The following is a 20,880-nucleotide window of genomic DNA, read 5'->3' as shown; positions in this document are numbered from 1 at the left end:
GACCGTCGTCGGGACGCCGATCGGCTCCGGGATGGACACGCTGGCCGCCTACGGGGCGAAACTGGTCGTCCTCGCGTTGAGCCTGACGATCGCGTACCTGGCCTACCACGGCTACCGACAGAGCGGGAGCGAGCCGATGCTGTACGTCTCCGGCGGGTTCGTTCTCATCGGTACCGGGGCGATCTGCGAGGGAATGCTGTACGGACTGGCCGGGATCTCGATCTCCGCGGCCGGTCTCGTCCAGGCCGCCCTCGTCTCCACCGGGATGGTGCTGATACTGCTCTCGCTGCGCTCGGGTCCGTAGGCGCGACGCCGGTTCGCAACCCCCGTAATTATGTGGGACGGTTCCGGAACCACGTGACATGGAACCCGATCTCGACCCGCTGCTCGCCGTCCTCGAGAACGGCGGACTCGACGGCTACCTCATTGACGACGACGATTCCGACTCCGATCAGCGCTACGTCTCCGGCTTTACGGCACCCGACGCCTACCAGACGCTCGTCACCGACGACGGCGATCTTCACCTGCTGGTCTCGGGGCTCGAGTACGGCCGTGCGACGAAGGAGGCCGACGCCGACTCCGTGAGCCGACGATCGGAGTACGACTACCAGGAACTGGTCGCCGAGCACGGCTCCTACGAGGGGACGGTCCGAACGATCGCCGCGTTCCTCGCCGATCACGGCGTTGACTCGGTCGCCGTCCCGCGGAACTTCCCGACGGGAACCGCCGACGGACTCCGCGAGCGGGGGCTCGAGGTCGCCGTCGAACGCGAGGGCGTCGTCGAGGGGATCCGCGCGACCAAGACGCCCTGGGAGGCAAACCAGATCAGCGCCACCCAGTCGGCCAACGAGGCCGCGATGGCCGTCGCCGAACGACTCATCGCGACGGCCGAAATCGAGGACGGTGTGCTCGTCCTCGACGGCGAGGAACTGACCAGCGAACGGGTCAAGGAGGAGATCGAGATCGCGCTGTTGCGCCACGGCTGCGCGCTCGACGAGACGATCGTCGCCTGCGGCGCCGACGGCGCCGACCCGCACAACCGCGGTAGCGGTACGTTAGAAGCCGGCGAACTGATCGTGATCGACATCTTCCCCCGGGACAAGGGAACCGGCTACTTCGGGGACATGACCCGTACCTTCGTCCGTGGCGAGCCCACCGCGGAAGCGAAACGCCGCTACGAGGTCACTCGCGAGGCGTTCGAGACCGCGCTCGAGGCGATCGAGCCCGGCGTCACCGGCGCGGCCGTCCACGACGCGGTCTGTGACGTGATCGAGGACGCCGGCTACGAGACGCTCCGAAGCGACCCGAGCGCCGGAACCGGCTTCATCCACAGCACCGGCCACGGCGTCGGTCTCGACATCCACGAGCAGCCGAGCCTCTCGCCGACCGGGGAGGAGCTCGAGCCGGGCCACGTCGTCACGGTCGAACCGGGCATCTACGATCCCCAGGTTGGTGGAGTCCGCATCGAGGACCTGGTGGTCGTCACCGAGGACGGCTACGAGAACCTCACCGAGTACCCGATCCGGCTCGAGCCGCGAGCGAACTGAGCGGTTCGCGGCGCAGCGGCCTAATTTCATCCACTATTCTGCAGAAAGTATTTAATCGGGCACTACCTACGAAAAGGTAGCCGGGACCGATTTCCCCCCACTGCGTCCGAATCGCTGGTACGCCATCCCGGCTGATCCACCCCTCTTCCCCCCTTTTCGTTCGGTAGCGACCCCGATCGACCGCTCAGTCCCGACGCCCCTCGGCGATCCGTTCGCCGACCTCGAGGCCGCTTCGCAGCGCCGCGTGGATCCGTCCCTCGCCGGCGACCCAGTCCCCGACGCAGTACAGCCCCTCGGACTCGGCTCGCTCCAGCGAGCCACTCGAGACGCCGTCCTCGGGGATCGCGTAGCGCCAGCCCTGGTGGTCGGTCCACTCGGGCTCGGTGAGGCGGTCGTCCTCGAGCAGTCCGGCGGTCAGCGCGGCGAGCTCGGCGAGATTGCGCTCCGGGTCGCGATCGTAGTTGTCGACCGACCACTCGTGGTTGGCCTGGACGATCAGCAGGGAGTCGCCGTCGGGGACGTGACCGGACTTGCACTCCTCGCGGCTGACCCAGCCGATCTCGTGGTCCTTGTCGGTGTTGACCAGCGCGTAGTAGGGGACGTCGAGTTCGAACGGGTAGCGAAAGACGCCGGTCCACACGCAGCGGTAGGAGACGTCGGCGAGCGCCTCGAGCAGCGACTCCCGTCGGTCCGACTCCCAGCTACTCGACTCGAGCAAGGTCGCCGTCTGGGGCGCCGGCGGGTTCAGGAGAACGATGTCGTACGGCCCCCACGGTTTGCCGGCGTCGTCCTCGAGGGTCCACGTTCCGGCGTCGTCGTCCCGAACCAGTCGCTCGACGCGCGTCTCGCGGTGGATTGTCGCGTCGGTGCGGGCGAACAGCCGCTTGGCGAGCTGGGTCAGTCCCCGCCGGTACGTCCACTTGTGGTCGTCCGCGTCGCGGCCCGGTTCTATAGCGCCGTCCTGGTCGAACGTCCAGACTGGTTCCTCGATATCGACGAGCCCCTCCGTCGGGAGCGTCTCGGTTACCAGCTCGACGACCCGCTCGTCGTCGGCCTTCAGGTAGTTCGCCCCGTAGTCGTAGACGATGTCGTCCCGGCGACGGGTCGCGGCCCGCCCGCAGAGCCCGCCCGACTTCTCGAGTACCGTCACCGAAACGTCGTCGGTCGACTCCTCGAGGGCGAACGCCGCGCCCGCCGCCCCGACGCCCGCGCCGACGATCCCGATCCGTTTCATACGCGGCGTTCGGGGCCGACCCGGAAGTACCCTTCCGCAGCCGGCGTCGATTGCCGGCTGTCGCGGCGCCTCTCGAAACGGCCGTTCTTCGACGATTCGTCTCCCCGTAAGTTCGACGGCTCGAGGGGGCTACCGGGGGTCGACCACGCGGCCGAGAAACAGCGTCGCGCCCGTCTCGCGGTCCCGGATCAGAAACAGGAACGGGCGGTCGACGACCATCCGGAAGTCGACGGCGGGCGCGGAGTCGGCACCTACCTCGGCACCCGTTGCCGCCGCGGCCTCAGTCCCCTCCTCGTCGACGGCGACGTAGGCCTCGTGGCGAACGTCGTCGACGAACAGGTTCTCGTCGATCTCCTCGAGGGGGACCATCCCGTCGAAGTTCGCCCGATCGGGATCGAACGCCCGCTCGATCCCCAGCTCCGCGAGGGCGTCGGTCAGGCCGAACCCGGCGTCGAACTCGAACCGGGGGAGGACGACCTCGCCCTCCCGTTCCTCGAGAGCGTCGACGGACGTCCCGAGCGATTCGGCGTCGAGCTCGTCCTCGAATCGTTCGAACTCGTCCTCCGCCGGGAGCACGACGAGCATGCCGACTCCCTCGCCGACGTAGGGGAGTTCGACGAGCTGGTGGCCGTCGACCTCGGCGTAGGGGAACGTCTCGGTCTGGCGCATCAGGGGTACCTCGATCGTCTCGCCGTCCAGCAGCGTGAACTCCTCCGCTCGCGTGTCGCTCTCCTCGAACCGGTGGTACCAGTCGGCCAGCAGGTAGACGGCGTTCGCCAGCACGAGCCGCGTCCGACCGTCGAACGAGCCGTCCGGAAACAGCTCGTCGATGCGCTCGTTCGTCCGTTCGGCGACCCACCCGTTGATTGCCTCGCGGGCGCCCTCGGGATCCGCGCCGAACTCGACGGTCCGTAGCTCGGCCCCGTACCGATCCTCGAGGGTCTCGAGGTACGACTCGCGGTAGGGGTACCCCTCGAGCCCCCAGACAGCGTTCGCGACCGCGAGTTCGAACTCACCGTCCGTCGCGGCGGCCGCGCGCTCGTTTAATTCGTACTGGAGCTGCTGGTGGGCCGACCGAAGCGCCTCGCGGTCGTCGGGGAACCGGAGCGCCTCGGCGATCTCCTCGGCCGTCTCCCCACGAGCCCCCGCGTCGGTCATCCCGAGCGCGAAGCCGACGCTCACCGGCGAGACCAGCAGGTTCTCGTCGGGATCGGCGCCGGCGAGCCGATCCAACAGCGCGAGCCCGAACTCGACGTTGCCCTCGACCGCCCGCTCTACGGCGTCGCCGTCGTGATCGGTCGCCGCACCGACGCCGGGAACGGGCTCGACGCTCGGACTCGAGGCGTCGTCGCGGCCGAACCGCCACCAGAGGGCGCCGCTCGCGAGGGCCGCCCCCGACGCGGTCGCGAGCCGCCGTCGCGATAATTTCACACAACTAACTCGTTGACGGGGATCGAAAAATCCCGGGGCAAGGTAAAAGGGTCGTTTGAACTAGAGGTGGTGGAGGCCGATCGGGAGCGTCCTCGAGAGCGCGTCGCTACTCGTCATCGGGAGTGCCTCGAGGGCGGGGCGTCGCCGCTCGACGCTCCGCGAACCGGCCGCCGACGTAGCCCCCCAGCGCGCCGAGAGCGCCGACGAGAGTCGCGACGAGCATCGCCGTCAGAAACAGGGTCGCTCCGACGACGATCGCTTCTCCGACCTGCCCGATCGTCAACAACCCCGCGATCAGGCCGATCAGAACGAACGCAAGGATCGCGAGGACCGGAGCCGCCGGCAAGAATCCGGCGAGCGCTCCGACGCTGACCGTGCGCTCGGACTCGCCGCGCTCGAGGTAGCCCGCCAGTGCGCCGCCCAGCGCCGGCGAGAACGGGACGAACGACAGCACGACGGTGACGACGGCGCCGATGAGGGCGTACGTTCCGTACGAACTCGCTGGCTCGCCCGCCTCGTTTCGGCGGTGGGCGCGCCGTCTCGCGACCAGGTAGCCGACGGCGACCAGCACCGTCGCGACGCCGACCACCAGCAGTCCCGTCCCCGTCCACGAGACGACGGCGTCGGCCACCTCGAGCGCCTCGGCGTCGGTCAGTTCCGTCGTTCCGACCGTTACCGTCACCGTGCCGTCCTCGATCCCAGCCGCGAGCTCGTCCCGGTCGACGAGAAAGACGAGCGCGCTGCCGGTGACGACCGAGAGCAGGCCGAACAGCGCGACGACGGTCGCGAGGATCCAGTCGACGACCTCCGGCAACGGGCCGCCTGCGGTCGGATGTCTCTCCCCGTCCACCCGCTCGGTTGGTGTCGTTCCCATGACATCCGTTCGTACGTGAGGCGGTTCCTTATAGCTCGTCGGGGACCGGGACGGGATCGACCACACTCGGGTCGCGAGAACCGACCGCTACGCCGACTCGTTCTCCGTCGGCTCGTCCTCGAGATACGACGGCCGCTGCTCGTACTCGATCGGATCCCGAACGCCGAGGCGCTGGAACGCCTGCAGGCGGTAGGCGCAGGCGTCGCAGGTGCCACAGGCCGGTTCGTTCTCGCGGTAACAGCTCCAGGTGTGTTCGTAGGGGACCTCGAGCTCGAGCCCCCGCTCGGCGATATCGGTCTTCGATAGCTCGACGAACGGCGCCTCGATCGCGATCTCGGTGTCGGGTTTCGTGCCGACGTCGACCACCTGCTCGAAGGCCTCGAAGAACTCGGGTCGGCAGTCGGGATACCCCGAGAAGTCCTCGCTGTGGGCGCCGATAAAGACCGCCTCGCAGCCGTTGGCCTCGGCGTAGGAGACCGCCATCGCCAGCAGGTTCGCGTTTCGGAACGGGACGTAGGAGGTCGGGATCTCGTCGCTGTCCATGTCGGCGTCGGCGACGTCGAGCTCGTCGTCGGTGAGACTCGAGGCGCCGATCGCCGAGAGGTGGCCCGTCTCGATCCGCAGGAAGTCGGCCGCGTCGAACGCCTCGGCGAGCCGACGGGCACACTCGAGCTCGCGGTCCTCGGTGCGCTGGCCGTAGGAGGTGTGCAGGGCGTAGATCTCGTAGCCCCGTTCGCGGGCGACGGCGGCAGCGGTGGCGCTGTCCATCCCTCCCGAGAGGAGGACGACGGCGCGTTTTGCGGTCGATTCGTCGTTTCGTGCGGGCGTGTCTTTGGTCGTCGTGGTGGTGTCGTCGGTCATGGTGCGATCGGTGTCGTCGACTACGTTTCGGGGGCGTCGTTCCAGAGGTCGACGTGGAGTCGGGGAGTATACCGGAAGCCGTGGTCCATCGCCAGCTCGGCGACGCGACTGCGGGTTTCGGCGAGGCGCTCGCGGGTGGCGCCCTCCGGCATCAGGAGGACGTCGTCGTCGCCGATCGGTTCGCTTGTCGCGTCGCGAAGCTCCTCGAGGAGCTCGAGGATCTCGGGCATGTCGTCGGCGTCGGTGACGACGAACTTCAGCTGGAACTCGTAGTCCTCGACGAGCGCGGCGAGTGCTTCGAGGTCGATGCGGTCGTTCTCGTGGCGCTCGGCCCACTCACCGTCGCCTTTAGGGTCGCGCTCCGGCGTCGGCGTCGAACTCTCGAGCTTCGGGCTGATCGAGGCGAGGTCGATCGGCGCCTCGCGGTGGATCGTGCCGTTGGTCTCGACGGTGGTGTGGTAGCCCCGCTCCTCGAGGGCCTCGAGCAGGTCGACGCTTCGCTCGTGGAGCAGCGGCTCGCCGCCCGTGAGGACGACGTGGTCGGCCTCGGCGTGGGAGTCGACCTCGGCGACGATCTCCTCGAGGCTCATCCAGGCGTGGGTCGGCTCCCAGGAGGTGTGGTACGAATCGCAGAACCAGCATCGAAGATTGCAGCCGCTGGTGCGGACGAACACCGACGGAACGCCGGCGAGGGTCCCCTCGCCCTGCAGCGAGTAGAACAGCTCGTTGATCGGGAGGCCCTCGCGGTCCGCTTGCCGTGTCTCGCCGACTGCCTCCCGGTCGACGGAGTCGGAGACGGGCATCTCAGAGCTGCCCTCCCCCGCAGAGCTCGTTCGTCTCGTTTACCTGGACGGCGACGTCGACCACGGTGTCGGGCAGGGCCGCCTCGAGTTTCTCCTCGAGGAGGACGCTCATCACCTCCGCCGTGGGCGGGTGCTCGAGGACGACGACGCCGTCGTCGTCGCCGGCTTCCTCGAACGCCTCGACCAGAGGGTCGCCCCGCTCGAGCAGGAACATGTGATCCCACTCGTCGATCACTGCGGTAATATCGCCTTTGTCGGCGACCCACCCCTCCTCGGTGAGCTCGCCCTCGACCCTGACCGCCACCTCGTAGTTGTGACCGTGGGGTCGGGCGCACTTGCCGTCGTGGTGGAGGAGTCGATGGCCGGCGCTGATCCGAATCGGGCGATCCCGGCCGACGTGGAGGATCCGACGGCTGCCGACGACGTCGGCGTCCTCGCGAGTGGAGAGTGTCTCGGTCATACCTGGATATTCTTCTCGGAATACTTAGGCCGGTCGGTCCGCGCTCGAGCCGACAGCGACCGACAGGAACCGTGGGCATGAGCGGGGGAGATCGACGACACTGTCTGCGGTCTTCCCGAGCGAAGTGAGAGAAGGCTTTTCAGACCCTACTCTGACAGTGGATGAGCGAGCGACCGCAAAGAGTAGGCGTGGCGCGGAACCAGAGGTTCCACGAACCATACGAACGGGTTCGTGAATAGATTCGTGTGACCGTTCGAAGGTGTTCAAGGAGTGTTGCCTTCTCAACCACAGTAGTTGGAGTTAGAGCTGTTCGAGAGACTCGATAGCTGTCCGATCCCAGTCGTAAAAGTGGTTGTCAGTTTCCTTGAGTGCTTTGACGCACTCGTTGTACTGGGAGCGGGCTTCCTCGACGAGCGGGTCATCCGGATTCTTCTCGATCCATTCACGTAACTCCGCAAGTGCTGTTGGAGAGTACGTGTCCATCTGGTCCTGGTGTTCCAAAATCTCTACCTTTCGGCTTTCTTGGCGAAGCGTCAGGACGAGCGCTGCGGTAGCGACACCCCAGAACGATAACAGGGTGAACACAAGCATCGCGAGTACATCGGTTGTCAAATCCATCAATCGTCACCTCCCGAAACGGGAGCCCGCTCGGCGTCGTAATCTGTTTGATCCCGGTCAGCAACGGACATGATCGCGTAGCTGACGAGCGGGAATGTAATCAGTATGACTACACCTCCGATCATTTCGGGAGATCCGAACTGGTCGTACGCGTAGTACCCCATAATAAAGAGCATCACCGCGGGGACGACATACTTGATAACTGGATCCCACCAGCTACCGATATGAATGCCTGCATTTCGGTTCACTACAAGCAATCGGAGCCGCTCGGGTCCCATTATCCAACCGATTGCCGTAATGATCGATAGCGTCGCGAGCGGCAGGCCCCAACTCCCGACGACGAAATCAACGTAATCGAGGATATCGACAGAGTACGCACTTGGCAAGCCAGCTACCCAGATGAGCCCACAAACGCCAAAAATCGTCTGCGGTCGAGTAAACCGTGTTTCTTCATAAACGGTCGTGACGCTGACTTCAGTGATGACCACACCCGATGTGAACGTTGCGAGGAAAAAGCCGACGAAAAACACAATTCCAACGAGTCCACCAAGCGGAATCTCCGGGAACACCTGCACGAGCGAGACGAACGCGAGCCCGGCGCCAGCGTCCGGCTCAACCCCGTCAACAGCGAAGACGACTGGGAAGATCGCAAGCGATGCAAGGATACCAATGCTCGAATCACCAATCGCAGTGAAAACTCCTCCTCCGAGTGGGACATCGTCATACTCCCGAAGGTAGCTGCCCACGGTCAGGGCTATCCCCCAGCCGAGACCTGTCGAAAACAGAGCCTGCCCTAATGCCTCGATCCAAGTACTACTGTAGGTAAGATACGCCCAGTCGACGGTAAATGCGAACGCGATTCCGTCGGTTGCGCCAGGAAGCGTGAGTCCACGAATCATCATAATGAACAGCGAAACCACCAACGCTGGCACAGCGTAGACGACGATTCGTTCGATACCTTTGCGGATACCGAGGAGAAGAATGGCTGCAATGCTCCCCATCACAACCGTATGTAGTCCGATTAGAAGCGTCGAGTTCGCGAAGAGCCCGTTCATAAAGGTCTCAGCCTCAAAGGCAGGCGTTGTGAACGTGAACAACAGCGAGTGGACTGCGTAGTACAGCGTCCACCCAACTACGGGGGAGTAGTAGGACATCAGCGCAATGTTTACTAACACGACAACGACGCCAAATCCGACCAATCCTCCCGGACCAGTAATGTCGCGGAACGCGCCGATCACACCTTTGCTTGCGTACCGTCCGAGCGCAACTTCAGCCATCAGTCCTGGAACTGCAAGGACTATCATCAGCGTAAAGAAGGCGAGAATGAAAGCACCCCCTCCGTTCTCACCCATTATATACGGGAACCGCCAGATGTTCCCAGCACCGACCACTCCACCGATCATCGCCATCAAGAACCCGAACCGAGTTCCCCACTCCGCTCGAGCCGTCTTTGCCTCAGAGTTAGCCATGATTTTCCATCGTATTCGTTGAGCGATTCGATCCGGATATATTGGCGGCAGCCCATGGTCGGGTGAGAGACGGCATCGACTTCAGCGGCATCGATCTTTCGTCGAGAAGAGGGTGGTTTTTTGCGACTTGCCCGGTCAGTCGACAGGGAACCGTCCAGCTGAGGCCCCGTCGGCTGGCGTTCGTCCGTCGAGCGATTGAGGGAGTCTTTGATGGTGTAGCAATGCACGAACTGTTCTTCGGAGTCACGGCCAGGACTGGATATCGAAACCGTACTCCCAACCGCCGTTACGGTTCTCCCTCGAGTCTGTCCTGCAGTCGAACCCTCGCCTCGCTCCGTCGCTCCCGGGAGCAGGTCGGCCCCTCGAGCGAGAACTCGACCTCGAGTTCGTCGACCGTTCGCCGGTAGACGGTCGTCTGGCGGCCCGCCTCGGAGAGCCGTTGCCCCGCGCAGGTCAGCAGGCCGGCGGGAGCCATTTGAACCGTCGGTTCGAAGGCGAGGGTATGAACGCCGCGGTCGTGACGGTCGGAGACGAACTGCTCGCCGGACGGACGACGAACACGAACGCCACCTGGCTCTGCGAACGGCTCGCGGAGCGAGGCGTAACCGTCGAGCGCGTGACGACCGTCCCCGACCGAATCGAGGACATCTCGGCGGTCGTCGGCGACTACAGCGCGACCTACGACGCCGTCCTCGTCACGGGCGGGCTCGGGCCGACCCACGACGACGTCACGATGGTGGGGATCGCGGCGACGTTCGGACGGGAGCTCGAGACCGACGAGACCGCCCTCGAGTGGCTCGAGGAACACGGCTACTCGCGGTCGGATCTGACGACGGGGACGGCCGACCTGCCCGCGGGGTCGCGGCCGCTACACAACGAGGCGGGGGTCGCTCCCGGCGCGGTCCTCGAGAACGTCTACGTCCTCCCGGGGGTTCCCACCGAGATGCGAGCGATGTTCGAGACGGTCGCCGAGGAGTTCGCCGGGACCCGGGTGTACCGGGAGACGGTCGTCGCCGACGAACCCGAGAGCGCGCTGCTCGATCGCCTCGAGACCCTCAACCGGGAGTTCGACGTCTCGGTGGGGAGCTACCCCGGCGAGTCGGTCAGACTCGAGCTCTCCGGACCTGACGAGGAGACGGTCACGTCGGCGGCGACGTGGCTCCGCGAGCGAGTGGAGACGGTCGAGGAGTCGTAGCGGTCGCGGATACCAGTCGGGCCGCGCTATCGGTAGAGGTACGCCAGCCAGACGATCGTGACGACGAGACTCAACAGGAGCGTTCCCCACCCAGCGATATCCATCGGGAGCGTTGGTTCGGCCTCGAGCACGACGGCAATCAGTTCGTTCATGCGTCGCGGTCGGTTCCGGTCCCTCTTAGTCTTTCAGAAAGCGTGTCGTTCGGTGAAAAGCCACACGGCTTTGGTCGCCGCCTCCGAAAGCCCGCCATGGACACGATCGGCGTCGTCGTCAACCCGATCGCCGGCATGGGCGGGCGGGTTGGACTGAAGGGAACAGACGGGAAGGTCACGGAGGCGCGTCGGCGCGGTGCGACCACGCGGGCGCCAGAACGAGCGCGCCGGGCGCTCGAGGTGCTGTCCCGCGAGACCGACGGGCTGACGGTGTATGCGGCCGCGGGCCCGATGGGCGAGGACGCGGCTCGAGACGCCGGTTTCGAGCCCGAGGTCGTCTACGATCCGTGGGCGGAGTCCGTCGAGGGACCGCCCGATGACCCCGGCGACGCCGAGACCACCGCCGAGGACACGCGGGCTGCCGTCCGGACGTTTCTCGAGGCGGACGTCGATCTCGTCCTGTTCGTCGGCGGCGACGGGACGGCGGTCGACGTCGCCGAGGTGCTCGAGGAGCAGAGTAACGAGACACCGATGCTCGGCGTACCAGCGGGGGTCAAGATCTACTCGTCGGTGTTCGCCGTGACGCCCAGAGACGCCGGGCGGATCGCAGCCGGGTTCGACGCGGTCGAGCCCCGCGAGGTCAACGACATCGACGAGGCGGCCTACCGCGAGGGCGAGGTTCGGTCCGAGCTGCGGGCGGTCGTCCCGGTGCCCGTCGCGCCGGACGTCCAGTCGGGCAAGCAGGTCTCGAGCGGCAGTACCGAATCGCTGGCGGCTGGATTCGCTCGCGAAGTCGAGGACGGGCGGACCTACGTCTTCGGTCCCGGCGGAACGGTCGGCGCGATCCAGGCCGAACTCGGGGTCGACGCCTCCCCGCTCGGGGTCGACGTCTGGCGCGACGGCGAGGTGCTCGCGCGGGACGCGGCCGAAGCGGAGATTCTCGAAGTCCTCGAGGATCCAGTCACGATCGTCGTCTCGCCGATCGGCGGCCAGGGATTCGTCTTCGGCCGGGGCAACCACCAGCTCTCGCCCGCCGTCATCGAGCGGGCCGACGAGATCGCGGTCGTCGCCGCCGGCGAGAAACTGGACGCGATCGACGCGCTCCGGGTCGACACCGACGACGACGAGCTCGACGAGGAGCTACGGGGCTGGATGAAGGTGCGGACGGGACGGTTCACGACGCGGCTCGTGAAGGTTGTTTAAGGAGAGCCGGTTCTGTGGATTCTGTGACAAGGATATTACCATCGGGCACGAATATACTGTGTGTATAGTCAGGACTAAGGTGTCCTCTAGCCTATCCCGTCCCATGGAAACGCGGAAAGTGCAGCGACTCGGTCCGTCGACGCTCGCGATGACCCTTCCGGCGGAGTGGGCGTCCGAACACGATGTCGAGAAGGGAGACGAAGTGACGATTCGGACCAGCGGCAAGGGAACGCTGACGGTGATGCCCGAGTCGGCCAACACCGAGGAGACGGAGGCGACGATCCACGTCGACAACCTCGACGCGGCCGCCGTCGAACGGGCGATCGTCGCCCAGTACGTCCTCGGCCGCCGAGTGATCCGGATTCAGTGTGAGGACGGCGCCCTCGAGTCCGAACACATCAACGCGGTCTATCAGGCCGAGACCCAGCTGATGGGGCTGGGCGTGATCGAGGAGACCCCCGAGAACATCTCGATTCGCTGCTCGGTCGACCCCGAGGACTTCACCCTCGACAACCTCCTCGAGCGCCTCGAGCGAACCGGCCGGACGATGCGCGGGGAGGCGATCAAGGCCCTGGCCCACGGCAACCCGGATCTCGCTCAGCGAGCCCTGAACCGCGAGCGCCAGGCCAACAAGATCTTCGTGCTCCTGTTGCGCCTGATCTTCACCGCCTACCAGAACCCGAACCTCGCGCGGGCCGTCGGGCTCAACAGCGGCTTTCCGCTGATCGGCTACCGCTCGATCGCGAAGAACCTCGAGCTCACGGCCGACAACGCCGAGGACATCGCCGACATCGTCATGGAGACGGAGGGGCACACCCTCGACATCGACAGCTCGGTCATGCGGGACATCCGCGAGCTGAACGAAACGGTCGACGAGATCACCTCGCTGGCGGTCGAGGCCGCCGTCGAGCGGGACTACGACAAGTCTAACGAAGTCCGAGCGTTGTTCCACGAGATCGCCGACCGGGAGGACGAGATCCTCGCCGAACTCCCCGAGATGGCGAACGAGGACCTGCTGCGGGTTCGCGAGGTGCTCGTCAGCCTCCAGCAGACCGCCCAGTACGCGATGCGAAACGCCGAGATCTCGGCGAACCTCGCGCTCAACGAGGAGTCCGAGCACACGACGATCAGCTGATCGGGCCGACTCACGGCGAGTCGGCGACGCCAAATTTCTGTTGGCGGAAGCCTTTTGTTGCGGCCTGCCGAGTCGTCTCCAACGCAATGAGTTCGTCAACCCCGACGCCGACCGAGGTCCTCGAGACGTTCGACGCGCTCGCGGAGCCGGGGACGCCGCTGACGACGACGGAGGTCGCCGAGAAGTTCGACTGTACGAGCCGAACGATCTACAACAAACTGGACGCGCTCGTCGAGGACGGCCGTCTCGAGACGAAGAAGGTCGGCTCCCGCGGTCGGGTGTGGTGGCGACGCCCCGAACTCGACGCCGACGGCGGAGCGGCGCCGGAATCCGCCGAGTCGACGTTTCGCCGGCTGTTCGAGAACGTACCTGGCCGATACCTCATCCTGAAGCCCAACGACTACGAGATCGTGGCGGCGAGCGACGCGTACCTCAAGGCGACGATGACCGACCGCGACGAGATCATAGGCGAGGCGCTGTTCGACGTCTTTCCCGCCGATCCCGGCGACCCCGATCACGAAGGGGTGTCCGAACTACGCGCGTCGCTCGAACGGGTGAAGGCGCGACGGGAGGAGGACACGATGCCGGTGACGTACTACCCGATCCCGCGGCGGGACAACGGAAACGGCGGGTTCGAGGACCGCTGGTGGACTCCGGTCAACGCCCCGGTCTTCGGCGCGAGCGGCGACCTCGAGTACGTCGTCCACCGGGTCGAAGACGTCACGCCCGTCGTTCGGGAGCTGCGGACGGACGGCGAGATGGGGATACTCGAGGAAGCGGATCCGAGCGACTCGCACCTCGCTACGGACGCCGTGCTCCAGGGCGACGAACTCCGGCGAGCCAAGGAGCGGGCGCACGAGCGATTGCGCGAGAGCGAACGGCGGCTCGACGCGTTCGTGACCGCGACCACTGAGCTCGTCTACCGGATGAGTCCCGACTGGGCCGAAATGTACGAACTCGACGGACGAGGACTTCTCGAGGATACGGACGATCCCCTCGACACCTGGCTTGAGGAGTACATTCCGCAGGACGAGCAACGACGCGTTCGGGATGCGATCGACGACGCCGTTGAAAGCGAGAGCGCCTTCGAGCTAGAACACGAGGTCCTGCGAGCCGACGGGACGCGAGGGTGGGTCGAATCTCGAGCCGTTCCGATCCGCGACGAGGACGGGGCGATCGTCGAGTGGTTCGGAGCGGCGACCGACGTAACCGAGCGCAAACGGATCGAACACGCGCTACGCGAGAGCGAGAAGCGGTTCCGAGCTATCGCGAACCTCGTTCCCGACCTCATGTGGAGCAACGATCCGGACGGCACGGTGACCTGGTACAACCAACAGTGGTTCGAGTACACCGGGCAATCCCGCGAGGACGCCACCGGGGACGGCTGGCTGGACGCGATCCACCCTGCGGACCGCGAGCAGTCCCTCGAGAGCTTCCAGCGCGCCCTCGACGAGGGTGAACCGCTCCGACGTGAACACCGCGTTCGCCGCCACGACGGCGAGTACCGTTGGTTTCTCGTCCGGGCCAGGCCGATCGAGGACGACGACGGGACGATCAGCCACTGGTTCGGCACGGCGACCGATATCCACGACGATCACGAGACGAAAGCGGCGCTCGAGCGGCTCAGCGCGGCGAGCCAGGAGCTGATCGGTGCCGACAGCGGGGAGATCGCCGGTCGCGTCGCTGAGTTCGCTCGCGAGGTCCTCGGCGTCGAGCACACCGCGCTGTGGCGCTACGACGAGACCGCCGGCGATCTCGATCGCTACGATAATCGGGTCGGCGCCGGACGGGACGTCGACGCCGTCGAGTACCCCGACGAGATCGACGAGCTGGCCTGGGACGTGTTCGTCGGCGACGAGCTCGCCGTCGCTCGCGACCCGTCCGCCCCCGAGGCGGGGCCCGGCATCCTGACCCTCCGGAGCAAGGTTCTGATACCCCTCGGACGACACGGCGTGCTCTGTGGCGGCTCGCCGCGGCCGGAAGCGGTCGACGAGCGAACGGTCGATATCGCGGAGACGATCGGAGCGACCGTCGAATCGGCGTGGGATCGCGCCGAGGGCGAACGCCAGCTCGCGGAGCGAAACGAGGAGCTCGAGCGACTCGACGGCCTCAACACTCTCATCAGGGGGATCGATCGGGCGCTCGTGGAGGCCGACAGCCTCGAGGCGATCGACGACGCCGTCTGCGAGCGCCTCGCGGAGGCGGATCGCTACGAGTTCGCCTGGATCGGCGACCGTGACCCCGGGACGGGCGCGGTTACGCCACGGGAGTTCGCCGGCGTCGACCGGGGGTACCTCGAGACGCTTCCGACCGGGATGGACGAACGACAGGCGGGCGCGGACCCGATCGCCGAGGCAGCACGAACGGGCGAGCTTCGGGTCGTCTCGGACGTCGCCATCGATCCGCGAGCCGCTCCCTGGCGGGAAGCGACCCTCGAGCGAGGGGCGCGCTCGTGTATCGCCATCCCGCTGGTCTACAACGGCTCGCGGTACGGCGTCCTCGCGGTGTACGCGAGTCGTCCCCAGCCCGACGCGCGCGACCACGCCGTCTTCGGGGAGCTCGGTCGGACGATCGCACACGCGCTCAACGCCGTCGAGACCAAGCGCACCCTCCTCACCGACAGCGTGATCGAGCTGACGATCGACGTTCGGGAGCCCGACGACGTCCTCTCGCGGCTCGCTCGGGAGGCGGACTGCGAGATCGAGTTCGAGGGTCTCGTCCCCCAACGGGGAGATACCGCTCGCCTGTTCTTCCGCGCGACGGGGGCGGATCCGGAGCCGGTTCGTACCGCCGCATCTCGGGTTCCAGACGTCGCCGAAATCCAAACGCTCAGCAGCGGGAACGGGAAGTGCGAGTTCGAGGTGACGGTCACCGGAGGCACCCTCGCATCGCACGTCGTCGAGAACGGCGGCGTCGTGCGGTCCCTCGCGGCGACCGACGGGGGGACGACCCTCGTCGTCGATCTCCCCGCGGCCGACAGCGCCAGAACGTTCGTCGAGGCCGTTCGCGAGGAGTACACTCGGACCGATCTCGTCTCCCGGCGGACGCGCGATCGTCCGATTACGACCCGGGAGGATCTGCGGGACGTGCTCGACGAACGATTCACTGACCGCCAGCGCGAGGTGCTCGAGACCGCGTACCGAAGCGGGTTCTTCGAATCGCCGCGCGTGCGAACCGGACGGGAGCTGTCCGAGGCGCTGGACATCGCCCAGCCGACGTTCTCGCACCACCTCCGGGAGGCGCAGCGCCGCCTCTGCGAGCTGGCGTTCGAGAACGCCTGACCCGTCCTCGGCCGGGACCGTCACCGGGACGACGAAACGGACGACGACGCGCCGCCCGTGACCCCGGTGGTCTAGATGGTTCGATACCGTTCCGTCGTTAGTCGAAATAGTTCGAAAGTAGGCTTTCTTCCGAGTCTCGCCCATCCCGGAGCGTGATCGATAAGAGCGTGGACCTCTCCGGCGGACTCTCGACTGACGCCGCTCTCGAACTCCTTTCGGACGCCCGCCGACGGGAGCTCCTGATGGCGCTGCTGGAACGCGACCTGCGAGACGGCGCCGACGCGCGACTCTCCGTAGAGGAGGCCCTCGCGGAGTCGGAGGGACGCGACCTCGAGCTTCGGCTGCACCACTTGCACCTGCCGAAACTCGAGTCGACGGCGGTCGTCGACTGGCGACGGGACGCAAACGAGATCCGAACGGGGCGGCGTTTCGACGAGCTCCGGCCGCTACTCCGGTTACTACGCGACCACCCCGACGTACTTCCGGACGACCGTCCGTAGACGTCCCGAACACGCCGTCGATGCGTACGGGCCGCCGTCAGCGAGATCGCTACACTCGATCCCGAGTTCGGGGGCGCTCGAGTCGCTGCGGTGCAGCGGGCTCGTCCCACGACGAACCTGCCGGCCACTCACCGCGGTCGCGCGGCCGACTATCATGTTAAATCGGGATGGAAGAGGGTTGAAAAGATACATATACGGCCGTTCCAATACTCGCTGTCATCGTCCGACACATCGCTCGTCTCCGGAACGCCGTCCGATCACAGAGTACGCTCCTGGTCGTGGTCGTCGCCACGCTCGCGGGCGTCGCGTATCCGGCGCTCGCCGCCCCCCTCCAGCCGCTCCTGCCGGTGCTCGTCGCGGGGCTGATCTTTACCGGGTTCTACGGATTCAGTCTCGGCGAAGCCACGGAGCAGCGCGTCTCCTTGCCCGTCGTCGCCTCCCTGCTCTGTCTCTACCTGCTCGTTCCGGTCGCGCTGTACCCCGTCGCCGCCGCGGTGCTCTCCGGGGAGATGCTACTGGGCGTCCTGGTGGTCCTCTCGGCGCCGCTGGCGGCCGGGAGTTCGATCATCTGGACGCGCCTGGGCGGCGGGAACACCGTTCTGACGACGCTCGTCGTCCTCGCCTCGATGCTGCTCGCGCCGCTGATCACCCCCTCGCTCATCACGCTGTTCGCCGACTCGGCGGTCGAGGTCTCGGCCTCGGAGCTGATCCTCGAGCTCGGCGCGATCGTCCTCGCGGGCGGCGCGCTCGCGTACGTCGTCCCCGACGGATCGGTCTCCGAAAGTCAGCTCGACGGGTTCTCGATCGTCACGATCGGCGCCCTGATCTACGCCGGCGTCGGCGGCTCGACGCTCTCGCTCGAGCCCTCCCAGCTCGCGTTCGTCGGCGCGATCGGGGCCGCGGCGATCGGCCTCAGCGCGGCGGTCGCGTACGGGCTGTACGCACGCGGGATGCGTCAGGACGACTGCGTCACCGTCCTGTTCTCGAGTTCGATGAAGAACATGAGCGTCTCGGTGATGATCGGCGCGGTGCTGGGCGGGGGGACGATCGTCGCCAGCATTACCGCCTTCTACGTCGTCCAGCAGCTCGTGAGCAGCTCCCTGGTTCGTCACCTCGACGCCTCCGTCGGTCGGTAGTCGCCGCCCCGGTGCCGGCGCTCCGGCCGTGGGCTACCCGTCCGCTTGCGCGAATGAAAGCAATTAAGCGACGCCACTCGGAACCCTCGAGCATGGCTACGCAATCGGAGTCGACGGACAAGGGCCTGGGACTGGCGCTTGCACTCGGTGCGGTCGCAACCATCGGCGCGCTCGGCATGCTGGTCGGCGCCCCCGACATCGAAGCCGCGTGGGGATTCGCCGGCGCGATGCTGTTCAGCGCGCTGGCGGTCGTCGCGATTCACCTCTACTGGGACTGACGAGTTGACTGGGGTTCCGTTCGAGACGATCGCTCGAGATCCGCCGTCAAAAGTTAATACTGCTGACGACCTAGTGAGCGTACGGACGATGACGAACTACTCCGACGAAGAGCAGCGTATTCTCTCGTACCTCCGGGAGAGTGCCGCCCGCGGCGAGCAGTACTTCCGGGCGAAAAACATCGCGGAGGCGATCGGCCTCTCGTCGAAGCAGGTCGGCGCCCGCCTCCCCCATCTCGCCGAGAAGTCCGATGAGGTCGACATCGAAAAGTGGGGCCGAGCCCGATCGACGACCTGGCGGGTCACCGTCAGCTGAGACGAGCCGCGGTACGTCGGTTCCGACGCGATCGCACGGTGACTCGAGGCTGCGTCGGAACTCGCTGTGACTGACCGTCTGAGGGGTTCGTGGTCTTTTTACCCGAGAACGACCGACGTAGTTGCATGACTGTACGCGTCGACCGGTCGTTCGAGCTCGCGGCGCCGCCGGAACGGGTCTGGGAGTTCATCGTCGATCCGGAGAACCGCGCCCGGGCGATCAGCGTCGTCCAGGAGTACTCCATCGACGGGCCCGAGGGCCGCCGAGCGACCTGGCAGGTCGAGCTCCCGATTCCGCTCGTCCGCCAGACGGTCGCCGTCGAAACCGAGGACGTCACCCGCGACCCCCCCGAGTACGTCAAGTTCACCGGCCGATCGACGGGGTTGGACGTCACCGGCGAACACCGGATCGTCGAGACCGAGACCGGAAGCCGCCTCGAGAACGAGTTCGTCGTCGACGGGAAGCTGCCGGGCGTCGAGAAGTTCTTCAAGCGCAATCTAGACGAGGAGCTCGAGAACCTCCGGCGCGCGCTCGAGCGGGATCTGGAGGGATCGCCGTGAGCGCCGACGGGTTCGACCTCGCGCTCGCACAGCTCGAGATCGAGGCCGGCGACGTCGAGGGGAACGTCGAGCGCGCCCTCGAGGCGGTCGAACGGGCCGCCGACGAGGGAGCCAACCTGGTCGCCCTGCCGGAGCTGTTCAACGTCGGCTACTTCGCGTTCGACCTCTACGAACGGTACGCGGAGCCGTTCGAGGGGGAAACGTTTACCCGACTCGGCGAGGCTGCCGCCGACCACGGAATCGCCGTTCTCGCGGGCACCATCGTCGAGGATCTCGCCGAGACCGAATCCGTCGAGACGCCCGCCGACGAGGGACTGGCCAACACCGCGGCGCTGTTCGACGCCAGCGGCGAGTTGCAGCTGGTCTACCGGAAACACCACCTCTTCGGTTACGATTCGGCCGAAGCCGAGCTGCTCGTTCCCGGCGAGCGAATCGAGACCGCCTCGATCGGCGGCGTCACGATCGGCGTGACGACCTGTTACGACCTGCGATTCCCCGAGCTCTACCGGGAGCTGATCGACGCCGGCGCCGAGTTGTTGATCGTCCCCAGCGCCTGGCCCTACCCGCGGATCGAACACTGGGAAACCCTCTCTCGAGCGCGGGCGATCGAGAACCAGTGTTACGTCGCGACGGTCAACGGCTCCGGCGAGTTCGACGACGCCGGCGCCGAGCTGCTGGGACGGTCGACGGTGTACGACCCCTGGGGCGTGACGCTCGCCTCGAGCGGCGACGATCCGGCCTTCGTCACCGCCGAGATCGATCCGGATACGATCGCGTCGATCCGCGAGGAGTTTCCCGCGCTTCGGGACCGCCGGCTGTAGTCGACCTCGACCGCTGTTTTTTTATCCACTGACGGCGTTGTCTTCGATGCCGGTTACAGGCGCTTTTCACGTCAGACCGGCACTGCGCGTCGCTCCGGCCGCGCTTCGCTCGATCTCCCGGGAATCGAGCGACCCACTCCCGTCGGCTCGCCTTCGCCCGCGCCACTCCTTTCGCCCGCGTCTTTCGCCTTCGTCCTCGAGCGCAGTCTTCGGCTCGACGGGTCACCGCTTCTCGAGGACGGCCCGCCACTGGACGTCGCCGTACCGGGCCTCGACGACCGTCCACGGCGTGCCGACGGCCGCCTCACGGAGCCGATCGACGCTGAACAGTCGAAACAGCAGCGTCCGACCGACCACGTCCTCGTACTCGCAGTGGTACACTCTGTAGGCCAGCCCGGACGCGGCGTCCTCGCGGTAGCCGAAGGCGTCCGCGGTCGCCGCCAGCTCGGGCGCGTAGTTGTCGAGCACGGCGGTAGCGTCGGGAGTCGTCACGAACGCGAGATCGGCTAGAAACTCCCGGACACCGTCCATCGAACCGGCCAGTCCGACCTGCGTGCCGATCGCGTGGGCCGACCGGAACCGGTCGCGCCCGAAGCTCTCCCGAAGCGAGAACATGTCTGCGAGTCTGGCGTCCTCGACGCCCCGTTCCCGCATCAGGTCGACGAGGAAGTCGCTCACTTCGACGGCGACGGTCTCGAACCGCTTCTGGTAGTAGAGGCTGTCCCGCCCTGCGCCGGCACCCACGTCGAGCAGCGGTCCCTCGAGCCACGCGTCGCGCCAGGCGTCCCCGTCGTGGTCGCCAAAGTACCACTCCTCGATGGCATGCTCGCGGGTCGCCTCGCCGTCGCGGTCGAGCAGCGGCGCCGTTCGTTCGCCGCGGTAGTGGTCGCGGACGGCGCGGCCGAACGGATCGTGCGTCGTCACAGTGTGTGACACACGCTCGACCGCCGTAAGCGTGATCGAGAGTCGGTACCGAGTCTCGTCCCGACCGCTCGCGTCGAGACTGCCG

At 66.5% G+C, this 20,880-nt stretch carries 23 protein-coding genes; 12 read left to right on the top strand and 11 right to left on the bottom strand.

Features of this window, described 5'->3' with window-relative positions:
• The first annotated feature begins 31 nt into the window (after window positions 1-31).
• Both QA609_RS00810 and QA609_RS00805 read left to right on the top strand, forming a co-directional pair.
• Window positions 32-304 carry a hypothetical protein gene (locus QA609_RS00810; protein WP_278300884.1) on the top strand — a complete coding sequence of 91 codons (273 nt, stop codon included), beginning with the start codon at window positions 32-34 and terminating at the stop codon, window positions 302-304.
• Between the two features lie 58 nt (window positions 305-362).
• The gene (locus QA609_RS00805) at window positions 363-1,547 is read left to right on the top strand and encodes a Xaa-Pro peptidase family protein (RefSeq protein WP_278300680.1); all 1,185 of its coding nucleotides are present in this window, start codon (window positions 363-365) and stop codon (window positions 1,545-1,547) included.
• 184 nt (window positions 1,548-1,731) lie between these two features.
• Here the strand turns inward: QA609_RS00805 and QA609_RS00800 are convergent, their stop codons facing one another.
• The 9 genes from QA609_RS00800 to QA609_RS00760 form a co-directional block, all read right to left on the bottom strand.
• Window positions 1,732-2,781, bottom strand: coding sequence for an NAD(P)-binding protein (locus QA609_RS00800; RefSeq protein ID WP_278300679.1), 1,050 nt, complete (start codon window positions 2,779-2,781; stop codon window positions 1,732-1,734).
• 129 nt (window positions 2,782-2,910) lie between these two features.
• Window positions 2,911-4,212, bottom strand: a complete 1,302-nt coding sequence (locus tag QA609_RS00795; RefSeq protein WP_278300678.1) for a serpin family protein — start codon at window positions 4,210-4,212, stop codon at window positions 2,911-2,913.
• A gap of 106 nt (window positions 4,213-4,318) precedes the next feature.
• Window positions 4,319-5,086, bottom strand: coding sequence for a DUF5518 domain-containing protein (locus QA609_RS00790; RefSeq protein ID WP_278300677.1), 768 nt, complete (start codon window positions 5,084-5,086; stop codon window positions 4,319-4,321).
• 87 nt (window positions 5,087-5,173) lie between these two features.
• A complete protein-coding gene (gene queC / locus QA609_RS00785; protein WP_278300676.1) occupies window positions 5,174-5,947 on the bottom strand; it encodes a 7-cyano-7-deazaguanine synthase QueC in 774 nt (257 codons plus the stop codon).
• A gap of 20 nt (window positions 5,948-5,967) precedes the next feature.
• Window positions 5,968-6,750, bottom strand: a complete 783-nt coding sequence (locus tag QA609_RS00780) for a 7-carboxy-7-deazaguanine synthase QueE (protein ID WP_278300675.1) — start codon at window positions 6,748-6,750, stop codon at window positions 5,968-5,970.
• Between the two features lies 1 nt (window position 6,751).
• Window positions 6,752-7,210: a 6-pyruvoyl tetrahydropterin synthase family protein gene (locus tag QA609_RS00775; RefSeq protein WP_278300674.1), complete on the bottom strand. Its 459-nt coding sequence runs from the start codon at window positions 7,208-7,210 to the stop codon at window positions 6,752-6,754.
• Window positions 7,211-7,510: 300 nt separating this feature from the next.
• Window positions 7,511-7,828 (bottom strand): hypothetical protein, encoded by a 318-nt coding sequence (locus tag QA609_RS00770; RefSeq protein ID WP_278300673.1) that lies wholly within the window; start codon window positions 7,826-7,828, stop codon window positions 7,511-7,513.
• On the bottom strand, window positions 7,828-9,297 hold the full coding sequence (locus tag QA609_RS00765; protein WP_278300672.1) for a sodium-dependent transporter: 1,470 nt from the start codon (window positions 9,295-9,297) through the stop codon (window positions 7,828-7,830). The genes QA609_RS00770 and QA609_RS00765 overlap by 1 nt, the downstream gene beginning before the upstream one ends.
• 286 nt (window positions 9,298-9,583) lie before the next feature.
• A complete protein-coding gene (locus QA609_RS00760) occupies window positions 9,584-9,772 on the bottom strand; it encodes a hypothetical protein (RefSeq protein ID WP_278300671.1) in 189 nt (62 codons plus the stop codon).
• A gap of 27 nt (window positions 9,773-9,799) precedes the next feature.
• Here QA609_RS00760 and QA609_RS00755 point away from each other — a divergent pair, with 27 nt between their 5' ends.
• Window positions 9,800-10,492, top strand: a complete 693-nt coding sequence (locus tag QA609_RS00755) for a molybdopterin-binding protein (RefSeq protein WP_278300670.1) — start codon at window positions 9,800-9,802, stop codon at window positions 10,490-10,492.
• A gap of 26 nt (window positions 10,493-10,518) precedes the next feature.
• Here QA609_RS00755 and QA609_RS00750 read toward each other — a convergent pair whose 3' ends face one another.
• Entirely contained in the window at window positions 10,519-10,644 is a 126-nt protein-coding gene (locus QA609_RS00750; RefSeq protein WP_005553559.1) for a hypothetical protein, read from the bottom strand.
• A gap of 96 nt (window positions 10,645-10,740) precedes the next feature.
• On the opposite strand from QA609_RS00750, the gene QA609_RS00745 reads away from it, so the two are divergent.
• The 9 genes from QA609_RS00745 to QA609_RS00705 all read left to right on the top strand — a co-directional run bounded on the left by QA609_RS00745 (window position 10,741) and on the right by QA609_RS00705 (window position 19,871).
• Window positions 10,741-11,847 (top strand): ATP-NAD kinase family protein, encoded by a 1,107-nt coding sequence (locus QA609_RS00745; RefSeq protein WP_278300669.1) that lies wholly within the window; start codon window positions 10,741-10,743, stop codon window positions 11,845-11,847.
• 103 nt (window positions 11,848-11,950) lie between these two features.
• Window positions 11,951-12,982: a phosphate uptake regulator PhoU gene (locus tag QA609_RS00740; protein WP_278300668.1), complete on the top strand. Its 1,032-nt coding sequence runs from the start codon at window positions 11,951-11,953 to the stop codon at window positions 12,980-12,982.
• 86 nt (window positions 12,983-13,068) lie between these two features.
• On the top strand, window positions 13,069-16,263 hold the full coding sequence (locus QA609_RS00735; protein WP_278300667.1) for a bacterio-opsin activator domain-containing protein: 3,195 nt from the start codon (window positions 13,069-13,071) through the stop codon (window positions 16,261-16,263).
• A 152-nt stretch (window positions 16,264-16,415) separates the two neighbouring features.
• Window positions 16,416-16,763, top strand: coding sequence for a hypothetical protein (locus QA609_RS00730; protein WP_278300666.1), 348 nt, complete (start codon window positions 16,416-16,418; stop codon window positions 16,761-16,763).
• Between the two features lie 278 nt (window positions 16,764-17,041).
• A complete protein-coding gene (locus QA609_RS00725; RefSeq protein WP_278300665.1) occupies window positions 17,042-17,899 on the top strand; it encodes a bile acid:sodium symporter in 858 nt (285 codons plus the stop codon).
• A 92-nt stretch (window positions 17,900-17,991) separates the two neighbouring features.
• Complete coding sequence (locus tag QA609_RS00720; protein WP_278300664.1) at window positions 17,992-18,177, top strand: hypothetical protein; 186 nt, start codon at window positions 17,992-17,994, stop codon at window positions 18,175-18,177.
• 88 nt (window positions 18,178-18,265) lie between these two features.
• Window positions 18,266-18,490, top strand: a complete 225-nt coding sequence (locus tag QA609_RS00715) for a hypothetical protein (RefSeq protein ID WP_278292124.1) — start codon at window positions 18,266-18,268, stop codon at window positions 18,488-18,490.
• A gap of 125 nt (window positions 18,491-18,615) precedes the next feature.
• Window positions 18,616-19,050 carry an SRPBCC family protein gene (locus QA609_RS00710; protein ID WP_278300663.1) on the top strand — a complete coding sequence of 145 codons (435 nt, stop codon included), beginning with the start codon at window positions 18,616-18,618 and terminating at the stop codon, window positions 19,048-19,050.
• Window positions 19,047-19,871, top strand: coding sequence for a carbon-nitrogen family hydrolase (locus QA609_RS00705; RefSeq protein WP_278300662.1), 825 nt, complete (start codon window positions 19,047-19,049; stop codon window positions 19,869-19,871). Before QA609_RS00710 ends, QA609_RS00705 begins: the two co-directional genes overlap by 4 nt.
• 222 nt (window positions 19,872-20,093) lie before the next feature.
• Here QA609_RS00705 and QA609_RS00700 read toward each other — a convergent pair whose 3' ends face one another.
• Window positions 20,094-20,795 (bottom strand): class I SAM-dependent methyltransferase, encoded by a 702-nt coding sequence (locus QA609_RS00700; RefSeq protein WP_278300661.1) that lies wholly within the window; start codon window positions 20,793-20,795, stop codon window positions 20,094-20,096.
• Window positions 20,796-20,880 lie beyond the last annotated feature (85 nt).

The organism is Natronococcus sp. A-GB7 (assembly GCF_029688865.1).
In the GTDB taxonomy this organism is placed as follows: Archaea; Halobacteriota; Halobacteria; order Halobacteriales; family Natrialbaceae; genus Natronococcus.
The sequence above is the reverse complement of the archived record's forward strand: the minus strand, read 5'-3'. Positions and strand labels throughout refer to the sequence as shown.

Coding starts and splice junctions, on each gene's coding strand:
- QA609_RS00810 (WP_278300884.1), top strand. CDS start 32: ATGGACACGCTGGCCGCCTACGGGGCGAAACTGGTCGTCCTCGCGTTG.
- QA609_RS00805 (WP_278300680.1), top strand. CDS start 363: ATGGAACCCGATCTCGACCCGCTGCTCGCCGTCCTCGAGAACGGCGGA.
- QA609_RS00800 (WP_278300679.1), bottom strand. CDS start 2,781: ATGAAACGGATCGGGATCGTCGGCGCGGGCGTCGGGGCGGCGGGCGCG.
- QA609_RS00790 (WP_278300677.1), bottom strand. CDS start 5,086: ATGGGAACGACACCAACCGAGCGGGTGGACGGGGAGAGACATCCGACC.
- queC (WP_278300676.1), bottom strand. CDS start 5,947: ATGACCGACGACACCACCACGACGACCAAAGACACGCCCGCACGAAAC.
- QA609_RS00780 (WP_278300675.1), bottom strand. CDS start 6,750: ATGCCCGTCTCCGACTCCGTCGACCGGGAGGCAGTCGGCGAGACACGG.
- QA609_RS00775 (WP_278300674.1), bottom strand. CDS start 7,210: ATGACCGAGACACTCTCCACTCGCGAGGACGCCGACGTCGTCGGCAGC.
- QA609_RS00770 (WP_278300673.1), bottom strand. CDS start 7,828: ATGGATTTGACAACCGATGTACTCGCGATGCTTGTGTTCACCCTGTTA.
- QA609_RS00765 (WP_278300672.1), bottom strand. CDS start 9,297: ATGGCTAACTCTGAGGCAAAGACGGCTCGAGCGGAGTGGGGAACTCGG.
- QA609_RS00760 (WP_278300671.1), bottom strand. CDS start 9,772: ATGGCTCCCGCCGGCCTGCTGACCTGCGCGGGGCAACGGCTCTCCGAG.
- QA609_RS00755 (WP_278300670.1), top strand. CDS start 9,800: ATGAACGCCGCGGTCGTGACGGTCGGAGACGAACTGCTCGCCGGACGG.
- QA609_RS00750 (WP_005553559.1), bottom strand. CDS start 10,644: ATGAACGAACTGATTGCCGTCGTGCTCGAGGCCGAACCAACGCTCCCG.
- QA609_RS00745 (WP_278300669.1), top strand. CDS start 10,741: ATGGACACGATCGGCGTCGTCGTCAACCCGATCGCCGGCATGGGCGGG.
- QA609_RS00740 (WP_278300668.1), top strand. CDS start 11,951: ATGGAAACGCGGAAAGTGCAGCGACTCGGTCCGTCGACGCTCGCGATG.
- QA609_RS00735 (WP_278300667.1), top strand. CDS start 13,069: ATGAGTTCGTCAACCCCGACGCCGACCGAGGTCCTCGAGACGTTCGAC.
- QA609_RS00720 (WP_278300664.1), top strand. CDS start 17,992: ATGGCTACGCAATCGGAGTCGACGGACAAGGGCCTGGGACTGGCGCTT.
- QA609_RS00715 (WP_278292124.1), top strand. CDS start 18,266: ATGACGAACTACTCCGACGAAGAGCAGCGTATTCTCTCGTACCTCCGG.
- QA609_RS00710 (WP_278300663.1), top strand. CDS start 18,616: ATGACTGTACGCGTCGACCGGTCGTTCGAGCTCGCGGCGCCGCCGGAA.